Source organism: Mesorhizobium sp. M7A.F.Ca.US.011.01.1.1, assembly GCF_003998295.1.
Lineage (GTDB): Bacteria > Pseudomonadota > Alphaproteobacteria > Rhizobiales > Rhizobiaceae > Mesorhizobium.
On sequence record NZ_RZRT01000011.1, the window covers coordinates 1 to 19114 of the forward strand.

Sequence of the window (19114 nt, forward strand, 5' to 3'; positions counted from 1 at the left end):
GTCACAACTTGGGCGGGACCGCCATTGCCGCCGAGACTACCGCTGCCGCCCGAGGCGAACAGGCCGAAGTTCGAACCGCCGTCACCACCGCCGCCACCGATGGTCTGTGCCAGGATGCCTTGCGAATTGTTGCCCCAGGTGGTGATCGCGGCATTGTTGGTGACCTGGACGATGCCGCCATTGCCACCATTGCCGCCGCTGCCGCCGGAGGAGGAGAACAAGCCGAAACCACCGGCGCTGCCGCCGCCGCCGCCGCCGATCGACTGGGCGGCGATGCCATGCGAATAGATGCCATACGTGGTGATCGTGGTGCCGGCGCCTGTGAAGACATTGGCGTTGCCGCCGCTGCCGGCCGGGCTGCCGCCGCCCGGGTTGAAGACCAAGCCGCCGCCGCCGCCGCCATTGCCGCCATGGCCGCCCTGGCTGATGGCAGCGATGCCTGCTGAGTAATTACCCAGCGTCTCCACGCTTCCGCTGTTGAAATTGACAGTGGCGCTGCCGCCGACACCGCCCAGCCCGCCATTGCCGGCATTGCCGGAGATGCCCTTGGCGTCGCCGCCATCGCCGCCATCGCCGCCGACGCTGCTCGCGACGATGCCAGCGTTCGGGCAACCCGTCGGCAGCACGCAGTTGTTGCTTGTCTTGACGGCCCCATCCACATCGACCGTGACGGCGCCACCATCAGCGCCGTTATGACCGTCGCCACCGTTGGAAAAGACATAGCCGTTGCTGCCATTGCCGCCGCGGCTGCCATTCGAGGCACCCAGCACGCCGATGGTGCCGGTCGCGATCACCGCGCCGCTGCCGGACACATTGGTGTCGGCTCCCGGCTGGTTGTAGTTGACCGTCAGTGTCGGGCCCGAATTGCCTGAGGGTCCACCGGCTGCCTTGGCCGGCGGTGCGATACAAGCCGTTCCAGTACACGATTCGGGCACGGCCGGATTTCCCCCGCTGGCAGGTACCGCCGGGTGGATCGTGCACAGCGCGGGGTCATTGCTGCTGCAGGTATAGTGCTGCACTCCATCCGCTGGCAAAGCAGGCGCCGAGCCGGTGCCGGTCAAGGATATCCGGCTGGGATCGATCGTCAGCGTGTTGACGTTGAGCGTCGTGACTCCAGGCGCTGTGAAACTGATGTCGGATTGCGTTCCGGCGCCCGTGCAGTTCTCGACATTTCCACTGGGGCCGACGCAAGTCGCTTTGGCAGGACCGGTCGAGCCGACGAACAGCATCGCCGCCATGACCATGGTCACGGCAGCCCCTGAAATGCCGAAAAATCTCTGTCTCAACCACCTTGAAACAACGCGAGACTCGACTGCTCTCGATCGAACACGAGTCATCATCACCCCCCAGACCCGCGCCGCATCGGCGCGAATCACCCCTTGCTAATGCAACCTATCAGATTGCAGCAGCAACGGGGGCTCCCAAGAATTGAGGCGATGTAATTTAGGTGCGCTGTTGCCGCTTTGGCACAGAAATCACAGAAATGACCGGTATTTTCACACTATTGGAGAAAATATTCGAGGCCGGATGCGCGAACATTTGCTTTAAGCGGAGAGAATTGGCATCGACTCCGCGGCCGTACCAGCCAACATCTCTCGCTGCACGGCCAGGAAAAACCTGCGCACTTCATCGCTGGCTGCTGTTCTGTCCCTGCCGGATCCGACCACAAGATCGAGCAACTCCGACGCCTTGGCTCTCCAGAACGAGGTGGCGGTCTCGCCATGCAGGTTGCCGAGCTTGGCAGCAACCTCCCTGACCAAGAATACCTGACGGTCGATCGGGAATGCACGGACTTTTTCTGGGGACATCTTCCAAACCATGAGACTGACGCAACGAATCAACCATTGCCAACAAGCAAAGGCGTAGCCGGGAAGGTGGAAACGGAAGCTTAACGGCGCTGACATGGGTGCAGCGTGCTGCGGTCGTCGGGGACGAAAAGGGCGCAGCCCTACGCTCACGACATCGCCGCGTGCGTTCAAACGCGATCGTTGACGTAGGAATCGGGGCAGGCGAAACGGGCGACGGCCCTCAGGCCTGGAGCGCCCTCGCCTCACCGCCGCGCTTGCGCGGCGTCATCATGTCCCTGGCCATCAGTCCACTGGCGCGGCAAAACGCCATGAACGCCCGGCAGGCATCCTCGGTCTTGACCACGTCCACCGTGGCGCCAAAGCAGGCGTTGAACGCTTTCTGATAGATCGGGCCCTGACGGCGCGCAGGCCAGTCCTGGAGAAAATCGAGCGCCTGTTCGACGCCATAGATTTCCTCGACTGGCAGACCGGGTCCAGGCGATATGCGCACCGGCACCTCGAATTGCAGTCTATCCATGTCCTGTCTCCCGAACGGGGTCGCCGAGGCAACGCCGTTCGTCGTCAAAAGTTGCTTTCACCGGCTTTTGGCTCAGAAATGTGTCGTCACTTGGGTCGCGGGCCGCCACATCGCGCCAAAGAAATCTGTCCTGGGTGCCATATGCTCACTGGTTCGCCGAATCCGTCTCCGCGTCGAAGGCCATGCGAATGGCGGTGATCAGTACAAATACCGTCGGCACGGCGAAGATGCCGCCGAGAACAAGGGCCGCCATCGCCGACAGGCCGAGCGTCTCGGCAACCGCCCAATAGACGGTTCCGATGCAGATGAGCGCCTGGACGCAGAGGAACGCGGCAGCCGAAGCCGCACGCGACAGGGTTTTGAATGTCTTGATGCGTTGTTGCATTGAAATGATCCGGAAAATGACGCGCCGCGCGACCGCTGCGCGGCCGACAGCCGCCGCACGATCACGACGCAAACAGGAATAACGATGAGGTAAAGGGTACGGTTCTGGACCGCTCAGGCCGTGATGGTCGGCGGTGCGCGCGGCTGGTTGGTGCTCGCCCCGGGAACCGGAGCGGCCCCATATCCCGAAACCATCGCTCTTTGCGATGTCCGTTCGGCCCAAAGAAAAACAGCGTCGGGGACCGGAAGCGCGGGATGGCCGCCGGCGAACTTGACCAGAAGCGGACGGCCGGCACGAACTTCCAGCGCTTGCGCCTTGCCGGTGACACGCAGCAGCGCCGCCACTTCGCCCGACCGCTCGACACCGACGCTGGCACCACTCGGCGCAGAGCCCGCAAAGCCTGGCGCCGCCGGCAGGCCGAAGCACAGCATCGCCAGCAGCACCATGCCCATCAGGCATGAGCACGCTGCCGTCAGCGGCGCTTCAGGCCATCCGGTTTGCCTGGCCGCCGGGAAGGGACGCGATTTCGAAAACATCACCCGCCCTAACGCACCATGGCCAGAAAGGGAAGCAAACCGGGCAAAAACCGGCAAGACATCGCCCATGCGAGGCAAATATCCGGAAGCGCGCGGCTACATCAGACAGTTCTTCCTTGAACCTTTTGCCCTCAAGTGCCAAATCTGGGGAGATTTTTCACGTCGGCTCTCCTGCAGGGCCCTACCCGCTACACGGACAACATGGTCACCTATCTCGACGCCGCCACGGCCCCGCTCAGAAATACCGGCCAGATCCGCCTCTATGGCGAGGACGGCTTTGCCGGCATGCGCAAGGCATGCGATCTCACCGCGCGCTGCCTCGACGAGTTGGTGCCGATGGTCCAGCCCGGCGTCACCACCGAAGCAATAGACCGCTTCGTCTTCGAATTCGGCATGGACCACGGCGCGCTGCCGGCGACGCTCAACTATCGCGGCTACACGAAATCGTCCTGCACCTCGATCAACCATGTCGTCTGCCATGGCATTCCCGACAACAAGCCGCTGAAGGATGGCGACATCGTCAACATCGACGTCACCTATATCCTCGACGGCTGGCACGGCGATTCCTCGCGCATGTATCCGGTCGGCACGATCAAGCGCGCCGCCGAGCGCCTGCTCGAAGTCACGCATGAATGCCTGATGCGCGGCATTGCGGCGGTCAGGCCGGGCGCCCGCACCGGCGCCATCGGCGCCGCCATCCAGACCTTTGCCGAAGGCGAGCGCTGCTCGGTGGTGCGCGACTTCTGCGGCCACGGCGTCGGCCAGCTGTTCCATGACGCGCCGAACATCCTGCATTACGGCAGCGCCAATGAAGGCGTCGAGATGCGGCCAGGCATGATCTTCACCATCGAGCCGATGATCAATCTGGGCAGGCCGCATGTGAAGGTTCTGTCGGACGGCTGGACCGCGGTGACGCGCGACCGCTCGCTGTCGGCGCAGTACGAGCACACGATCGGCGTGACCGACACAGGGTGCGAGATTTTCACGCTGTCGCCCAAAAAGCTCGATCGCCCCGGCCTGCCGGCTTAGAGCGCATCTACCCGGCAGGAGGCCGTCTATGCCGACTGCAAATCCGCGGCATTCGGCAGGTCGATGGTAACGACCAGTCCGCTGGGCTGGTTGTCCTCCAATTCGATCCTACCGCCGTGACCCTGGACGATGTCGGCAACGATCGACAGGCCCAGACCGAAGCCATGCTTCGATGCAATACCGCGCGACGCATCTTCCTTGAAGAATGGTTCGAAAACACGGGCGCGTGCCGTCATCGGAATACCCGGCCCGTCATCCCCAACCGTGATGCGCGCCGCCGTGCCGGTCGCCGTCAATGCGACCGTGACGTTGCCGGCGAATTTGACCCCGTTGTCGCAGAGATTGGCGATCGCACGCGCCAATGCATTGGGCTTGCACCAGCCCAGGAGCCGGTCCGGCCCGGAATATGAGACAGGAAATCCGACATCGGAGAATTCGGCGCAGACGGTTTGCAGAACGCTGGCAATGTCGGCGCGCTGCAGCTTCTCCGTCGAAACATCGTTGCGCAGATAGGTCAGGGTCTCGTCGATCAAGATTTCGATGTGCTGGACATCGGACAGGATTGCGGTTCGGATTGGGCCATCATCCATACGCTCGGCGCGAAGCCGCAGCCGCGTCAACGGCGTGCGCAGATCATGACTGACGCTGCGCAACATGCGCGTGCGATTTTCGATCATCGTGCGGATGCGCGTCCTCATCCTGTTCAGGGCGCGCGCCAAGCCCACCATTTCAATGGAGCCGTGTTCGACGAAGAGCTGTTCGCCATTCTCGATCTCGGCCGAACCGACTGCTGCCGAGATGCGCTTCAATGGATCCGTCACGGCCCAAACCGCAAACAGCCAGATCAGCACGGGCAAGGCGACGAAAGCCATGAACCTGTAGAACGAGGCACGGACGAGGCCCGATGTCAGCCAGGAATCGGGCATGCCGAAATGGGCCAGGACGTCCTGCTGGTCCAAATCGATGACAAATGCGTATCGGCCGCCGATCCTTAGCCAGCGTCCATCAACCGTCCCCCTGTCGATACGCAAAAGCCATTCGACACTTCGCCATTGCAGATAGGACTGGGGAATGCCGCGTATCTGGTCCTTGGGCAATATCTCGAAATCAAAGCCGGCCCGCTTTGCTGTCGCCAGAATTGCCCCACGCGCCTCCGCCGGCGTTTCTTGCAACAAGGCAGCCACAACGGCCGCACGCCTTGCGTTATCTTCCGCGGCGGGAAGGTCGACGTTCTCTATGAAAATCTCGACGACCGAACCGACGAACATGATCACGATCACCGCGATGAAAATGATTGCCACAAACTGCCCACGCACGGACTGCGGTAGGAAACGGCGGATGAAACCACTCATGCTTCCTCCACCGTCGCGGTGAAGATGTAGCCACCCAACCGAACGGTCCTCAAAAGCACCGGATCGCGCGCATCCTTTTCGATCTTCCTGCGGATTCGACTGATATGGACATCGACGCTACGCTCGATCGGCCCCGCGAGCCCGGCATGGGTTACGCCCAGAAGTTCCTCGCGCGAGAGAACCCGGCCTGCATTGCGACAAAACGCAAGCAACAGGTCGAATTCATGCGTCGTGGTCGTAACCCGCGCATTGTTGGGGTCATGCAATTGCCGTCGTATGGGATCGAGGCGCCAGCCGTTGAAACGAAGCACCTTCGACCAGTCCCGCTCGTCTGGAGCATAGGCTGTACGGCGCAGCAGCGCCCGTATCCTGGCAGTCAGTTCGCGTGCGCTGAACGGTTTCGTCACATAGTCGTCCGCGCCGATTTCCAGCCCGAAGATGCGGTCGATTTCCTCACCGAGCGCGGTCAGCATCAGGATCGGAATGTTGGTTCCGGCGCGAAGACGGCGGCAGATGTTGAGACCGTTTTCGCCCGGCAGCATGACATCGAGCACGATGAGATCGAATTTCTGGTTGCGAAGCGCGGCATTCATCTGGACGCCGCTCTCGGCAATTTCCACGATCATGCCGTTGTCGGTGAGCGTCTCGCCCAGCATGCGTGCGATCTCAAGATCGTCTTCGACAATGAGGATGCGCGAACCTTGCCTTGCCGACCTGGATTCGGCGCTCAAATCGCTTTGGTGCCGTTGCTGTGCCATTCCGGAGTTTGTCTAGCCTGCATTTGGTGCCTGGTAGGCGTCAGAACCGATATCCGACGAGAAGCATCCCTGAAGGCTGGATCTTTTCGACGACAACAGGGCTGTCGGCAGCGTCACCCAAGAGAACACCGACCCCCGCTTCGCCGCGCACCATCCAGTTCTCGTCGAGCATATATGTGGCGGAAATCGAAAAATCGGCGCGCTTCAAACCGGCGCCGGCATCATAGCTCGCGAGCCCCGAGCGAGCCGATTGTTCGGGCGTGACACCAAAATAGGCCTGCATGTAATTTTCGTCGGCGAAGACGGCGGACGCGCTGGCGCCGATCATCAACGATTGAGACAGAGGCCGGGTCACCTCGATCCCCACCCTGCCCTCCAGGCCATCGCTGCCGCCGATGGTCTTGTCCAGTTGCGCGAATATTTCGGCCGGACCGAACTTCGCCGCCGCCTTCACGCCGACCGTCGCGCCCATGTCGACGTCCCCCAAGCCGCGCAGATGGTCGGAGTCGTCTTCCTTGCGGCCCATCTCATAGCCAAGCCGAGCGCTGAATGCGAACGGTCCTTGTTCATAGACGGCGATGTTGGCACCTGTCGGGTCGATCGTCACCGTGTCGAGGAATGTCGCCGTGACGAAAGGCACCGGCATGATCTTGAACTCATCGCTGCCCTCGTATTTGGGAACGATGATGGCGCCGCCGCCGAGCACGACATGCCAGTCGGACAGTTTCTGTTCGAAGCGCGCGAAGCGGGAAGGCTCGGGCGGCAGGGTAAAATCATCGGAATTCACGGCAATGGCGTCTGCCGCCAGCGCGCCCTCCGAATGCGTCGAAAGCAGGATTGCCATGGCCGCGAGAGATGCCCGGCCGGCAAATAGTCCAGAGTCAATTTTGGCGAACATGCGCGCTCCAGTATAGCGAGGCCACGAGCCTCCGATGGCGCCAACATGTCAGGTGAAAGTGGCCGCATGCGTTAAGTGATGTTAAGTTTTGTTGCGCAATCGTGGTTTCATCTTGCCGTATAGGGAAGCCATAGACTGACAGCGGGAGCTGCCACGATCTGCCGTGGATCGTCTCGCGATCGGGGAACAGAACTGTTTCAATCCCGGCCAGAACAGTTCTAATGTCTGCGCTGGAGCAATGTGGGCGGTGTATGGGGAACACAAACGACGACGACGAGCGGAGTTTCTTCTCCGAAGCGCCGATGCGGCCTGCGGCGAAAGCCAAGGCGACGCTCGACGAAAAGCCGCATTACCTCGGCCATCGCGACCGACTGCGCGAGCGTTTTGCCCTGGCGGGCCCGGACGCCCTGCCCGATTACGAACTTCTGGAACTTCTGCTTTTTCGCCTGATCCCTCGTGCCGACACCAAACCGGCGGCCAAGGCGCTGCTGGCACGCTTCGGCACGCTGGCCGAAGTGCTCGGGGCGCCGGTTGGCCTCCTGCAGGAAGTCAAGGGCATTGGCCCTGCGGTGGCGCTCGATCTCAAGATCGTCGCGGCAACCGCGCAGCGCATGGCGCGCGGAGAGGTGCAGAGTCGCGAAGTCCTCTCGTCCTGGACACAGCTTCTTGCCTATTGCCGGTCGGTCATGGCCTTCGAGGCGCGCGAGCAGTTCCGCATCCTGTTCCTCGACAAGAAGAACGCGCTGATCGCCGACGAGGTTCAGCAGACAGGCACCGTCGACCATACGCCCGTCTACCCGCGCGAGGTGGTCAGGCGCGCCCTCGAACTCTCTGCCACCGCCATCATCCTGGTGCACAATCACCCGTCAGGCGACCCCACACCCTCACGAGCCGATATCGAAATGACGAAGGAGATCATCGAGGCGGGCAAGCGGCTGGGCATCGCGGTGCACGACCACATCATCATCGGGCGGAAGGGATATGCCAGCATGAAGGGCCTGTTGCTGATCTGACGGGCCGGGGGCATGCCACGACCGTCCGATCAAGCCCGGGCGATCGAATGAAGTGCAGGAAATTGGCTTGCACAATCTTTGCCAAAAAATTTGAAAATTGTTCAATCTTGGAAAGAGGAGCCCAGTATCCGCTCTATTTCTGGATTAATCTTCCAATCTAGAAGAATTCTATCTTTGATTTTTAGAAGATAGTTCCGTTGAGGCATCGCATTTTCGCTGCTACCGTTTTGAAACGCTTCAATTGGAACTCCGCCATTGCAACGCAAGCGCCCGACCATAGCGGATGTCGCACGAACCGCCGGTGTCTCCATCGGCACGGTGTCGAACTTCATCAATGGAACGGCCAGCCTGAGGGAAGGCACGCGCGACCGCATCGAGAAGGCGGTTGCCGCGCTGATGTATCGGCCGAGCTCCTTTGCACGGTCACTGCCGGGCCGCGCACCACGCAGGCCAAAGAATCTCGACCATCTGCCAAGACTTCTGGTCGCCGGTAGGGTGAGTGTCGACTTCCTGTGCCGCGTCGACGTGCTGCCGCATCGCGACGACCGGATCACCGCCAGCCACATCGACAAGGCGTTGGGTGGCCCCGCGGCCAATCTCGCGGTTGCCGCCGCCGGCATCGGAGCTCCCTACGCGCTGGACGTTGAGCTGGCGACAGCGGTCGGCCAGGATCCAGAGAGCGATTGGGCGCTCGGCGCGCTTTCGAAATTGGGTGTCCACGCCTTGCCGATCCGCAACACGCCCAACAACCGCCTCTCCCAGGCGATCGTGATCATCGAGCGCAACGGCAGCCGGACGATCATCAGCGAACCGTTCGAGCTTGGCGAGGTCGACCTGACAGCCAATCTGGATATCCAGCCCGAGCAACGTTCGGCCTGCCTTCATATCGAAGGCTTTCACTACGAGACGATGACCGCGTCCATCGCGCGCTTTCATCAGGCGGGCTGGAAGGTGAGCCTGCATTCGGCCGGTCTTCCCAAAAGCGCCCGCACGCCGGAAACCTTCTCGCAGATGGTCAAACAGATCGATCTGACCTTCATCAACGATGTGATGATACGGGAGATCTTCGACTTTCGCAGCCGCATGGCGACGACGATTGAAGAGGTGCGGCTGATGCTGTCACGCATCAAACAACGGGGAACTGTCGTGCTCACCCTCGGCGAGTTCGGCGCCGTCGTTTTTCCGGCGAATGGCGGTCCGCAGATCGAGGTGCCGGCGCTGCCGGTCAATCGCGTCGACGCGACGGGCGCCGGCGACAGCTTTGCCGGCATCTTCCTTGCCCTTTGGCTGCATGGCGCGTCGCTGGGCGACGCCGCGCGCTATGCGGCAATCGGGGCGAGCCTGACAACAACGGTCGAAGGCGCGCAGGGTTACATCGCAGACTTTGCCACGCTGAAGGCTGCGGCCCTGGCGAACAATACCGTGACGGCCAGTTGAAACAATGGCTTATCGATGTTTCGACCTGGCGCGGAAAACCGCATCAACCGACGAAATCAGGAGAGTATGATCATGGCGAAAACAAAAGTCCTTCTTGTCGGCGAAAGCTGGGTGAGTTCGGCGACCCACTACAAGGGGTTCGACCAGTTCGGCAGCGTCACCTTTCACCTGGGCGCAACACCCCTGGTGGACGCCTTGAAGGGCAGCGAATTCGATCTCGACTACATGCCCGCCCACGAGGCCGTCGAGAAGCTGCCTTTCACCATGGAAGGGCTGTCGCAATACAGGGCGATCATCCTGTCCGACATTGGCGCGAATTCGCTCCTGCTCCACCCCGATGTCTGGCTGCACGGCAAAACGGTTCCCAACCGGCTCAAGCTCCTGCGCGACTGGACGCTGGCCGGCGGCGGCCTGATCATGATCGGCGGCTATTTCAGCTTCCAGGGCATTGACGGCAAGGCGCGCTGGCATCGCACGGCGGTCGAGGAGGCGCTGCCGGTGACCTGCCTTCCCAATGATGACCGGCTCGAAATTCCGGAGGGCTTTCGTCCTGAGATCACTGGTTCCAGAGACCACCCGCTTTTTGCCGGCATCGAGGGCGAATGGCCGCTGCTGCTCGGTGCCAACGAGGTCATCGCCCGTGATCGCGACGATGTCGAGGTCCTGGCGCGGCTGCCGCAGGACCAGGGCGGTCATCCCCTGCTGGTCACCGGGCGCCATGGCGAAGGGCGTACGCTGGTCTGGACGTCGGACATCGGTCCTCACTGGCTGCCGAACAGTTTTGTCGAATGGCCCGGCTATGCGCGGCTTTGGACCAACGTGCTGCGCTGGGTCAGCAACGCCGCCTAGCCGATCCGCAATCGTCGGGGAACCCGTCATGACAGAGCCCTTTCTTGTCGCCAGAAACATCGCCAAGCGCTTCGGCGCGCTGACCGCGCTGGCAAATGTCGATCTGGAGATCCGCTCCGGCGAGGTGCTGGCGCTTCTCGGCGACAATGGCGCCGGCAAATCGACCTTCATCAAAATCCTGGCAGGCGCTCATCCGCCCAGTGACGGGGAGCTTGTGATCGAGGGCAATCCGGTCGCCTTTCACTCGCCCAAGGATGCCGCGGCATCGGGGATCGCGACGATCTTTCAGGAACTGGCGCTTTCGGAGAACCTGTCGATCGCAGAAAACGTCTTTCTCGGCCGTGAATTGAAACGCTCCATTTTGGGCATTCCGTTCCTGAAGCGCAAAGAAATGCGCCAGCGCGTCGACGGCCTGCTGAAGGAGCTCGATGCTCATATTTCCGATCCAGAAGCGCCTGTTGGCAGTCTGTCGGGCGGCCAACGTCAGGCCGTCGCAATCTGCCGGGCGCTTAATCTGAATGCCAGGCTGGTCATCATGGATGAGCCGACTGCGGCCCTTGCCGTTGCCGAAACGCGCAAGGTCCTGGCGCTGACACGGCGGCTTGCCGCGCGCGGCTGTGCCGTTGTGCTCATCAGCCACAACATTTCCGAGGTCTTCGAGGTCGCCGACCGCATCGTGGTGTTCCGGCGCGGCCGCAAGGTGGCCGAACGGCTGGCCGCCGATACCGATCACGAGGAAGTCGTTTCGCTCATAACAGGCGCTCATCCCGACGTGCGGGCGCTTGAAAAAACAAACTGAAACGCACGTCATTTCCAGAGAGGTTCAAACACAATGCTTTCACAGCTCAAGAAAGTGCTCGCCGCTTCCGCACTGTCACTCGCCATTGCAACCGCGGCGCATGCCGCGGACAAACACAAGGTCGCCTTCGTTCCGCAATTGATCGGCATCCCCTACTTCAACGCCATGGAAGCCGGCGGCAATCGCGCCGCCAAGGATTTGGGCGTCGATTTCATCTATTCCGGTCCCGTCGACACCAATCCGGTCGACCAGTTGCAGATCGTCCAGAACCTGATCGATCAGGGCGTCGAGGCGATCTCGGTCAGCGTCCTCGATGCCTCCAGCATCGCACCCGTGGTCGAGAGCGCCAAGGCGAAAGGCATCAAGCTGTTCACCAGTGACAGCGACGCGCCCGACAGCGGCCGCGCCGTCTATGTGGCGCAGGCGACCGACGAAGGCCTCGGCACAACCATTGTCGACGAACTCGTCAAGCGCGTCGGCGAGGACGCAACCATCGGCATCGTCTCCGGCGAGGCAACGGCGTCCAATCTCAACGCCTGGATCGGCTTCATGCAGAAGCAAGCCACCGCCAAATATCCGAAGCTGAAGCTGCTCGCGCCGCAATTCGCCGGCGGCACCGCCGAACGCGCCGCGCAAATATCAGGCGATCTGATGGCGGCCAACCCGGACATCAAGGCCATCATCGCCGTCGCCTCCTCGACATGCCCGGGCGTAGCCCAGGCCATCGAAACCGCAGGCAAGATCGGCTCGGTCATCGGTGCCGGCTATTGCAGCCCGAACACGGCACGGTCCTACCTGAAGAGCGGCGCCTTCGGCTTCACGGTGCTCTGGGATCCCGAGCAACTCGGCTATCTCACGGTCTGGGCCGGCAAGCAGTTGATCGACGGCAAGAGCTTCGAGGCGGAAAACAAGGTCGCCGGCCTGGAAAAGCCCGTCACCTATGATGCCGCCAAGGGCATTTTGCTTCTCGGGCCACCGGCTGTCTTCACCAAGGACAATGTCGACAAGTTCAACTTCTGAGCTCCGAAATGAACGTGGTGCGGCAGTTTGGAAACGGTGTCTTCTCCATGAACGGGCGGGAGCGGTCTCTGCTTGTCGCCTGTTTGCTGGCGATCGTCATCTTTTCTGTCGCATCGCCGCACTACGCGACATCAGGCAATGCAGCCACGGTCTTGCGCAACAGCGTCGAACTGCTGCTGATCGGCCTTGGCATGACCCTGCTGCTCGCCATGGGCGGCATCGATGTCTCGATCGGCATCGTCATGGGTCTGGCGGCGATCGCCATCGGGCGCGTGCTCGGCGCCGGCGGCAATCCGCTGCTGGCGCTCATTGCGGGTCCTTTGGTCGGTGCGGTGCTGGGATGCGTGACCGCCGCCGTCGTTGTCCTCGGCCGCGTTCCGGCAATTGTCGGTACACTCGGCCTGCTCGGTGTCTACCGCACCGCCGTCTTCGTACTTCTCGGAGGGCAATGGCTTTCGGGCCTGCCCTCGAGCCTTACAAATCTTCTTGCAACCAGCGTGCTCGGCGTCCCCGTCCCTGCCCTGGTGATTGCCGCTGCCTATCTGGCCGTCTGGCTGGCGCTGCGGCGAACCCCTTATGGGCTGCATCTGCTGGCGATCGGCAATTCGGAGGAAAAAGCGCGGCTTTCTGGCATCCCAGTGATCAAGATCCGCTTCACGACCTTCGTCATCAGCGGTGTGCTGACTGGCATTGCCGCCACGTTCTATGTCGCCACCTACCGCAATGTGGAGATGACGATCGGCAGCACGCTGGCGCTCGATGCCATTGCCGCGGTCATTCTTGGCGGGACCAGCATATTGGGCGGCAGATGCAGCCTGATCGGCACCGTGCTCGGCGTGCTGCTTCTGAGGATCCTGCAGAACGGTCTGCTGCTGATCGGTGTCCCGTCCCTTTGGCAGCCTGTCGTCACCGGCGTTCTCATCATCGGCGTGCTTGGCTTCGAAGCTGTTTGCAACCGATTGCCGCTCGGCAGATTTCAACGAGCCCGCGCATGAAAACGCTCCGCAACCTGCAGGGCCCGGCCCTTACCCTGGCTCTGCTCTGTATGCTTTGGCTGATCGTGATTGTCGGCCTGCTGGCGCTCAAGCCTTCTGTCTTCAATCTCGGCACCGTCACCACCATTCTTCAGTTCTCGACGATCCTTGCCCTGGTCGGCCTTGGACAGGGGTTGGTCATCATGGCCGGTGGCGCCGGCATCGACCTCTCGGTCGGCGGTGCGGTCTCGCTGTCCGCCATCGTCGCGATGCTTTGCCTCAAGCTGGGATTGCCGCCGGTCCTGCTGCCCGCCGTCTGCATCCTGGCCGGCGCGATGCTCGGTGCCTTGAACGGATGGCTGGTGAACGGGCTCGCGCTTCTCCCCTTCATCGCGACGCTCGGCACCTTCTTCGTCTATTCCGGCGCTGCACTTGCCATTACCGGCGGCGCGGCCCAAGCCGGCGTGCCCTCCTGGCTGCTTGTGTGGGGGCGCGGCGTCGTCATGGGCATTCCCCTGCCCTTTCTCACCCTTGCCATCCCCTGCTTTGCGCTAGCCGGTTTGGTGCTGCTCTCCACAGCGTGGGGGCGCTGGATCTACGCCATGGGCTTCAACGAACGCTCGGCCAGGCTGGTCGGTATTCCGGTCGATCGCGTTCGCTTGGTCCTCTACGCCTTGAGTGGCTCGCTCGCCGGCGCCGCGGGACTCGTCTCGATCGCCTGGCTCGGCAGCGGCAGGCCCAATATCGGCCAGAACCTCGCACTTGAATCGCTGACTGCCGCCATGCTCGGCGGCATCGCCATCACCGGAGGGCGCGGCGGCGTCGGCGGCGTGTTCGCGGCCGTCCTGCTGCTGGTCACACTGAAGACCGGCCTTCTGCAATTGAACATCAACACGGTTTGGCAGGTGGGGATTGTCGGCGCCCTTCTGGTTTTTGTCCTTCTCGCCGACCGACTTTCCCAACGTTGGAGATCATGATGCCGTCCATGGAAGAGATCATTGCCGCGCGCGTCGAGGCAAGCGCTGACCGTATCGTCCAAACGCTGAGCGATCTCGTCGCCTTCCCCTCGGTCGTGAAATCCGATCCAAAGGAGGCCGGCCCCGGCGAGCGTGATTGCCAGCTCTATCTGCAAAAGCGGATCGAGGCGCTAGGCTTCTCGACCGATCTCTGGGACCCGGATGGCCCAGCACTCTACGAAAAATACAAGGGGCGGGCCGGCGCCAACAAAGGCAGGACGTTCGAAGGCCGGCCCAATCTCGGCGGCGTCTTGAAGGGCACGGGCGGCGGTCGCTCCATCATGCTGACCGGCCATATCGATGTCGTCCCGCCCGGCGCCGCCGGTCACTGGACGACCGACCCGTTCCAGCCCGTCCTCAAGGACGGATTTCTACACGGCCGTGGTACGGTCGACATGAAAGGCGGCGTCGCCTGCATGCTGATGGCCGTCGAGATCCTGAGGGGACTCGACATTCCCCTGTCCGGAGACGTCGTCTTCACCACCGTGGTCGATGAGGAAATCGGCGGCATGGGGTCGCTGGCCATGGTCGATCGCGGCTTTCACGCCGACGCCGGCATCATGACCGAACCGACGGCGAACAGGATCGCACCGCTCTGTCACGGCATTCTGTGGGGAAAGATCATCATTGACGGCATAGGCGGGCATGCGGAACTGACGCCCAATGCCTGGTATTCGAGCGGCCCGGTCGATGCCGTCCAGCTCTGCCGGCAGATCCTCGACGGCATCGATATCCTCAACCGGCGCTGGATGTTCGATCCCAGAAAGAACCATCCGTTGATGGACCTGCCCAACCAGATCATCGTCACCCAGATGAGCGCCGGCGAACATCCCTCCTCCATGGCAGGGCGCGGCGAGATCATCATCGACGCCCAGTATCTGCCAAGCGAGCATGACGAGTTCAAACTGGGCGGCAACGTCAAACGCGAAATCGAAGAGCACATCGCCAATGTCTGTCAGGCAGACCCTTATCTTCGCCAGCACCCTGCCCGCGTCGAGTGGATCCTCGACGCCGACTGCGCCGAAATCCCGTCGGACAATCCCTTTGTCGGCGTCTTCCAGGAGGCCGTCAAAGAAGCCGATCTCTCGCCGGTCCTGAGTGGTTTTGGCGCACACAGCGACATCGGCCTGCCGACCGGACTCGGCAACACCCCGACCGTCAATTTCGGTCCCGGCGACCCCGCGCAGGCGCATCAGCCGAACGAACGCGTTTCGGTGCGCGATCTCGTCGACTGCACCAAGGCAATTGCAATTGCTGTCGAAAAATGGTGCCGCTAGCCTGGCAGCAGCAACATGAATTTGCCACGCTGCGGGACGTGGCCGAGCTTGCGCAAGGGATTGAGGTGAGCGCTTGAGCAAGCCGTTCCTATTGCCGCCTTGGTCTCACGATCCGGTTACGGCGGATCGGTGTTGCAGCTGCCGGCTACCTGGTTGACCGCTTCGCCGAACCCGGCGAGGTCGAAATCGGCCTCGCCGCGCCCCGCCAGCAGCCCGAACCGCCACGAAAGCTGGAGCCGGTTCGCGGCAACAAGGCGCCTGATGCCATCGGCGCCATCGCGCACAAGCATCCGGCCGCGCGGCCCGACCGCCCAGCTTTCATCGAACTTGCTCTCCTGATCGACCGTGATCGACATGGTGATCTTGCGGCTGGCCGAAACAGCGTCGTTCAATTGCAGCCATTCAGTCCAATGCGGCTCGCCGTTTGCCCGGCAGGCAATCGTCAGGATCGGGCTGTAGCTCAAGGCACCGCCGCCGGTGATCAGCTTGTTGGTGGCATAGAGCGAGGCCGTGACGAGGCCGTCTTCACTCGTGCCGAACCGCCAGTTGTCAGGCACCGTGCCGGCCTGGGCAATGCCGCAGACCGAGACAAGGATCAGCGCGATTACCGAAGCGTGTCCCAATTCGACGAACAGTCTCAACACGCCCTCCAACAACCAAGCGGCTTGCAATAGAAGCGCAGATAATGATCAAAGCTTGGTCGCCACAGGCCATCGCTCGCGAAGCATGGCGGCTGTTGCAGTTTGGCAACGAAAAAGGCCGCCTCGACGGCGGCCTTCCTGTTTCAGCGGAGCGCTGGTGTTATTCGGCGGCCTTCTTCTTCGGCGCGGCCTTCTTCTTGGGCTCTTCCGCGTCGTCGGCCTTCTTGGCGTCGGCCTTCTTGGCGGCGGCTTTCTTCGCCGGCTTCGCCTTGACGGCGGTCTCGTCCTCTTCGTCGTCGGCCATCAGCTCTTCCTTGCTGACCTTGACGTCGGTGACCGAAATCTGACCGAGCAGATGGTCGACCACCTTTTCCTCGAACATCGGTGCCCGCAGCGTGTTCAACGCTTCCGGGTTGTTGCGGTAGAACTCGAAGACTTCCTGCTGCTGATTGCCCGGATAGCGGCGCACCTGCTCGAACAGGCCGCGCTGCAGCTCTTCGTCCGATACGGTGACGCCGGCCTTCTCGCCGATTTCAGCCAGCACCAGGCCAAGGCGCACGCGGCGCTCGGCAAGCCGCAGATACTCGGCACGCGCCTCTTCTTCCGTCGTCTCTTCGTCGGCGAAGGTGCGTCCGGCTGCTTCCAGGTCACGATTGACCTGCGCCCAGATGTTGTTGAACTCGGCGTCGACGAGCTTCGATGGCGCCTCGAACGAGTAGGACGCGTCGAGCTGGTCGAGCAGCTGGCGCTTGACCTTCTGGCGCGTCATGGCGCCGAACTGGTTCTCGATCTGGCCGCGTACGACGTCGCGCAGGCGCTCCAGCGACTCCAGGCCGAGGTTCTTGGCGGTCTCGTCGTTGATTTCCAGCGCGCCGGGCTGGGACACTTCCTTGACGGTGACGTCGAAGGTCGCTTCCTTGCCGGCCAGATGCGCGGCCTGGTAGTTTTCCGGGAAAGTCACGGTGACCTGCTTTTCGTCACCGGCCTTGGCGCCGACCAGTTGATCCTCGAAGCCGGGGATGAATTCCTTCGAACCCAACACCAGCGGCTGATCGGTGCCGGCGCCGCCATTGAAGGCTTCGCCGTCGATCTTGCCGACATAGTCGATGGTGACGCGGTCGCCATTGGCGGCCTTGCCGGTCTTCGGCTCGTAGCTGCGCGCCGATTCGGCAACACGCTGGACCTGCTCGTCGATCTCGGCATCAGGCACGTCGAACACCTGGCGTGTCACCTTGATGTCGGAAAAGTCCTTGATCTCGATCGCCGGGATGATCTCGTAGTTGAGGCGGAATTCGAAGTCAGCGCCGCCGGCCAGGATCTTCTCGGCTTCCTTCTCGTCCTCGGTCATGATGACTTCGGGCTGCATGGCAGCCTTTTCACCACGCCCGGTAATGATCGAACGGGTCGAATCGTTGAGGATTTCGTTGACCACTTCGGCCATGAACGACTTGCCGTAAACCTTGCGCAGGTGCTGCACCGGCACCTTGCCGGGACGGAAGCCGTTGATGCGGACCTTGTTGCGGGCATCCGAAAGCCGCGCCATCAGCTTGGCTTCCATGTCACCGGCCGGCACGGTGATCTTGATCTCTCGCTTGAGACCGGAGTTGAGCGTTTCGGTGACCTGCATCGTAAAACCTTTGTTTTCACCAATGAGACTGCCACGGCCTCTGCCGTTCACAGCCTGCCGGTATATTCTTGCCGGGAATGGCTTTTGGTACGGAACCTGGCGATTTGACCGAAAACCCGGCTCAAACTCTCCCAAACTGCGTTCCAAAATGTGAATAAGTTCTTGTTTTTCCTACTTCTTATCACATTCTGCAGAAGCGGATCGTCGCGTCCCGTCACATTTGACACGCCTTTTGTCACAGGCGAGGCCAATTTTCAACAGTCTTCGCATCCCGGCGAATAACCAGCATTTGGACCTGACCACATCTTGTCCCTGACCTCTACATCTTGTCTCCGACATTGACAGAATGATGGCCACATGGGATTGCCGGTCCATGCGGATGTGGCGGAACTGGTAGACGCCCTGGATTTAGGTTCCAGTGCCGAAAGGCGTGGGGGTTCGAGTCCCTTCATCCGCACCACCCTTCGCTCTTCGAGCTTCGGGTGGCGGCCACCGAAGCTCGGTTCAGGCAGCGATCGGATTGAGCTTCAGATGCTGGATCAGAATAATGGTCTTGGCGTCGAGGATACGGCCATCGGCGATGCCGGCCAGTGCCTCGTCGAGCGGCATTTCCAGGACCTCGATGTCCTCGCCCTCTTCTTGCGCGCCGCCGCCGGCCGAGATGCGGTCGGCGGGTGAATAACGGGCGATGAAAAACCAGAGACGTTCGGTGACGCTGCCGGGGCTCATATAGGGCGAAAACAGCCGCTCGATATCCTTCAAGCGGTAACCCAGCTCTTCCTCGGCTTCCTTGCGGATGGCAGTCTCTGGATCGTTTTGGTCCAACAGGCCGGCACAGGCCTCGATCAACGGTTCGCGATGACCGGTGACATAGGCGGGATAGCGGAACTGGCGCACCAGAAGCACGGTCGAACGCAAGGGGTCGTAAGGCAGGATCACCGCGCCATCGCCGCGATCATAGGTCTGGCGGATTTGCGTCTCCCACTGACCGTCGCGCCGGCGGTAGTCAAGGACGGTCTTCTTCAAGACGGCCCAGTCGTCGGAGAGGATTTCCTCCGAACGGACGCGAATACGATCTTCCATCCAGGTCTCCATACTAAAAGCGCGTCGCGCTTTATGCTCCTGTTTTATGCATGTCGTTCTCCCAGAACCGGAGCCACTTTTGGGCGCCATGCATG

Annotated in this window: 19 protein-coding genes, 1 tRNA gene and 1 pseudogene; 10 read left to right on the forward strand and 11 right to left on the reverse strand. The window is 61.8% G+C overall.

Features of this window, described 5'->3' with window-relative positions; all coding sequences use genetic code 11:
• From EOA13_RS13720 to EOA13_RS13740, 5 genes and pseudogenes are all read right to left on the reverse strand, one after another.
• Window positions 1-1250: pseudogene (locus EOA13_RS13720) on the reverse strand (hypothetical protein); the annotation flags it as partial.
• Window positions 1251-1544: 294 nt separating this feature from the next.
• Entirely contained in the window at window positions 1545-1904 is a 360-nt protein-coding gene (locus EOA13_RS13725) for a DUF6074 family protein (protein WP_245490371.1), read from the reverse strand.
• 124 nt (window positions 1905-2028) lie between these two features.
• On the reverse strand, window positions 2029-2325 hold the full coding sequence (locus tag EOA13_RS13730; RefSeq protein ID WP_127293264.1) for a DUF982 domain-containing protein: 297 nt from the start codon (window positions 2323-2325) through the stop codon (window positions 2029-2031).
• 145 nt (window positions 2326-2470) lie between these two features.
• Window positions 2471-2710 (reverse strand): hypothetical protein, encoded by a 240-nt coding sequence (locus tag EOA13_RS13735; protein WP_127293266.1) that lies wholly within the window; start codon window positions 2708-2710, stop codon window positions 2471-2473.
• A 113-nt stretch (window positions 2711-2823) separates the two neighbouring features.
• Window positions 2824-3246: a hypothetical protein gene (locus EOA13_RS13740; protein WP_127293268.1), complete on the reverse strand. Its 423-nt coding sequence runs from the start codon at window positions 3244-3246 to the stop codon at window positions 2824-2826.
• 201 nt (window positions 3247-3447) lie between these two features.
• Between EOA13_RS13740 and map the strand changes: the two genes are divergently transcribed.
• The gene (gene map / locus EOA13_RS13745) at window positions 3448-4275 is read left to right on the forward strand and encodes a type I methionyl aminopeptidase (protein ID WP_013532002.1); all 828 of its coding nucleotides are present in this window, start codon (window positions 3448-3450) and stop codon (window positions 4273-4275) included.
• A gap of 26 nt (window positions 4276-4301) precedes the next feature.
• On the opposite strand, the gene EOA13_RS13750 is transcribed toward map, so the two are convergent.
• Genes EOA13_RS13750 through EOA13_RS13760 form a run of 3 tightly spaced genes read right to left on the reverse strand, consistent with a single transcriptional unit; the run spans window position 4302 to window position 7283 of the window.
• On the reverse strand, window positions 4302-5627 hold the full coding sequence (locus EOA13_RS13750; RefSeq protein WP_127293269.1) for a HAMP domain-containing sensor histidine kinase: 1326 nt from the start codon (window positions 5625-5627) through the stop codon (window positions 4302-4304).
• The gene (locus tag EOA13_RS13755; RefSeq protein WP_032900681.1) at window positions 5624-6385 is read right to left on the reverse strand and encodes a response regulator transcription factor; all 762 of its coding nucleotides are present in this window, start codon (window positions 6383-6385) and stop codon (window positions 5624-5626) included. The genes EOA13_RS13750 and EOA13_RS13755 overlap by 4 nt, the downstream gene beginning before the upstream one ends.
• 40 nt (window positions 6386-6425) lie before the next feature.
• Complete coding sequence (locus tag EOA13_RS13760) at window positions 6426-7283, reverse strand: MipA/OmpV family protein (protein ID WP_127293271.1); 858 nt, start codon at window positions 7281-7283, stop codon at window positions 6426-6428.
• A gap of 251 nt (window positions 7284-7534) precedes the next feature.
• Here EOA13_RS13760 and radC point away from each other — a divergent pair, with 251 nt between their 5' ends.
• The 8 genes from radC to EOA13_RS13800 all read left to right on the forward strand — a co-directional run bounded on the left by radC (window position 7535) and on the right by EOA13_RS13800 (window position 15668).
• Window positions 7535-8296 carry a DNA repair protein RadC gene (radC, locus tag EOA13_RS13765; RefSeq protein ID WP_127293273.1) on the forward strand — a complete coding sequence of 254 codons (762 nt, stop codon included), beginning with the start codon at window positions 7535-7537 and terminating at the stop codon, window positions 8294-8296.
• 255 nt (window positions 8297-8551) lie between these two features.
• Window positions 8552-9733, forward strand: a complete 1182-nt coding sequence (locus EOA13_RS13770; protein WP_127293275.1) for a PfkB family carbohydrate kinase — start codon at window positions 8552-8554, stop codon at window positions 9731-9733.
• A gap of 72 nt (window positions 9734-9805) precedes the next feature.
• Window positions 9806-10582: a glutamine amidotransferase gene (locus tag EOA13_RS13775; protein WP_127259659.1), complete on the forward strand. Its 777-nt coding sequence runs from the start codon at window positions 9806-9808 to the stop codon at window positions 10580-10582.
• Window positions 10583-10610: 28 nt separating this feature from the next.
• Window positions 10611-11381, forward strand: coding sequence for an ATP-binding cassette domain-containing protein (locus EOA13_RS13780; protein WP_127293277.1), 771 nt, complete (start codon window positions 10611-10613; stop codon window positions 11379-11381).
• Window positions 11382-11414: 33 nt separating this feature from the next.
• Window positions 11415-12401 (forward strand): autoinducer 2 ABC transporter substrate-binding protein, encoded by a 987-nt coding sequence (locus EOA13_RS13785; RefSeq protein WP_127293279.1) that lies wholly within the window; start codon window positions 11415-11417, stop codon window positions 12399-12401.
• 47 nt (window positions 12402-12448) lie between these two features.
• Window positions 12449-13396, forward strand: coding sequence for an ABC transporter permease (locus EOA13_RS13790; protein ID WP_127293281.1), 948 nt, complete (start codon window positions 12449-12451; stop codon window positions 13394-13396).
• Window positions 13393-14352 carry an ABC transporter permease gene (locus EOA13_RS13795; RefSeq protein ID WP_127293283.1) on the forward strand — a complete coding sequence of 320 codons (960 nt, stop codon included), beginning with the start codon at window positions 13393-13395 and terminating at the stop codon, window positions 14350-14352. The genes EOA13_RS13790 and EOA13_RS13795 overlap by 4 nt, the downstream gene beginning before the upstream one ends.
• Entirely contained in the window at window positions 14352-15668 is a 1317-nt protein-coding gene (locus EOA13_RS13800) for an ArgE/DapE family deacylase (RefSeq protein ID WP_127293285.1), read from the forward strand. Before EOA13_RS13795 ends, EOA13_RS13800 begins: the two co-directional genes overlap by 1 nt.
• Window positions 15669-15784: 116 nt before the next feature.
• Here the strand turns inward: EOA13_RS13800 and EOA13_RS13805 are convergent, their stop codons facing one another.
• Entirely contained in the window at window positions 15785-16309 is a 525-nt protein-coding gene (locus EOA13_RS13805) for a hypothetical protein (RefSeq protein ID WP_127293287.1), read from the reverse strand.
• 160 nt (window positions 16310-16469) lie between these two features.
• On the reverse strand, window positions 16470-17936 hold the full coding sequence (gene tig, locus EOA13_RS13810) for a trigger factor (RefSeq protein ID WP_127293289.1): 1467 nt from the start codon (window positions 17934-17936) through the stop codon (window positions 16470-16472).
• Window positions 17937-18311: 375 nt separating this feature from the next.
• On the opposite strand from tig, the gene EOA13_RS13815 reads away from it, so the two are divergent.
• A tRNA-Leu gene (locus tag EOA13_RS13815) sits at window positions 18312-18396 on the forward strand.
• A 44-nt stretch (window positions 18397-18440) separates the two neighbouring features.
• Here EOA13_RS13815 and EOA13_RS13820 read toward each other — a convergent pair.
• On the reverse strand, window positions 18441-19019 hold the full coding sequence (locus tag EOA13_RS13820) for an NUDIX domain-containing protein (protein WP_127293291.1): 579 nt from the start codon (window positions 19017-19019) through the stop codon (window positions 18441-18443).
• Window positions 19020-19114 lie beyond the last annotated feature (95 nt).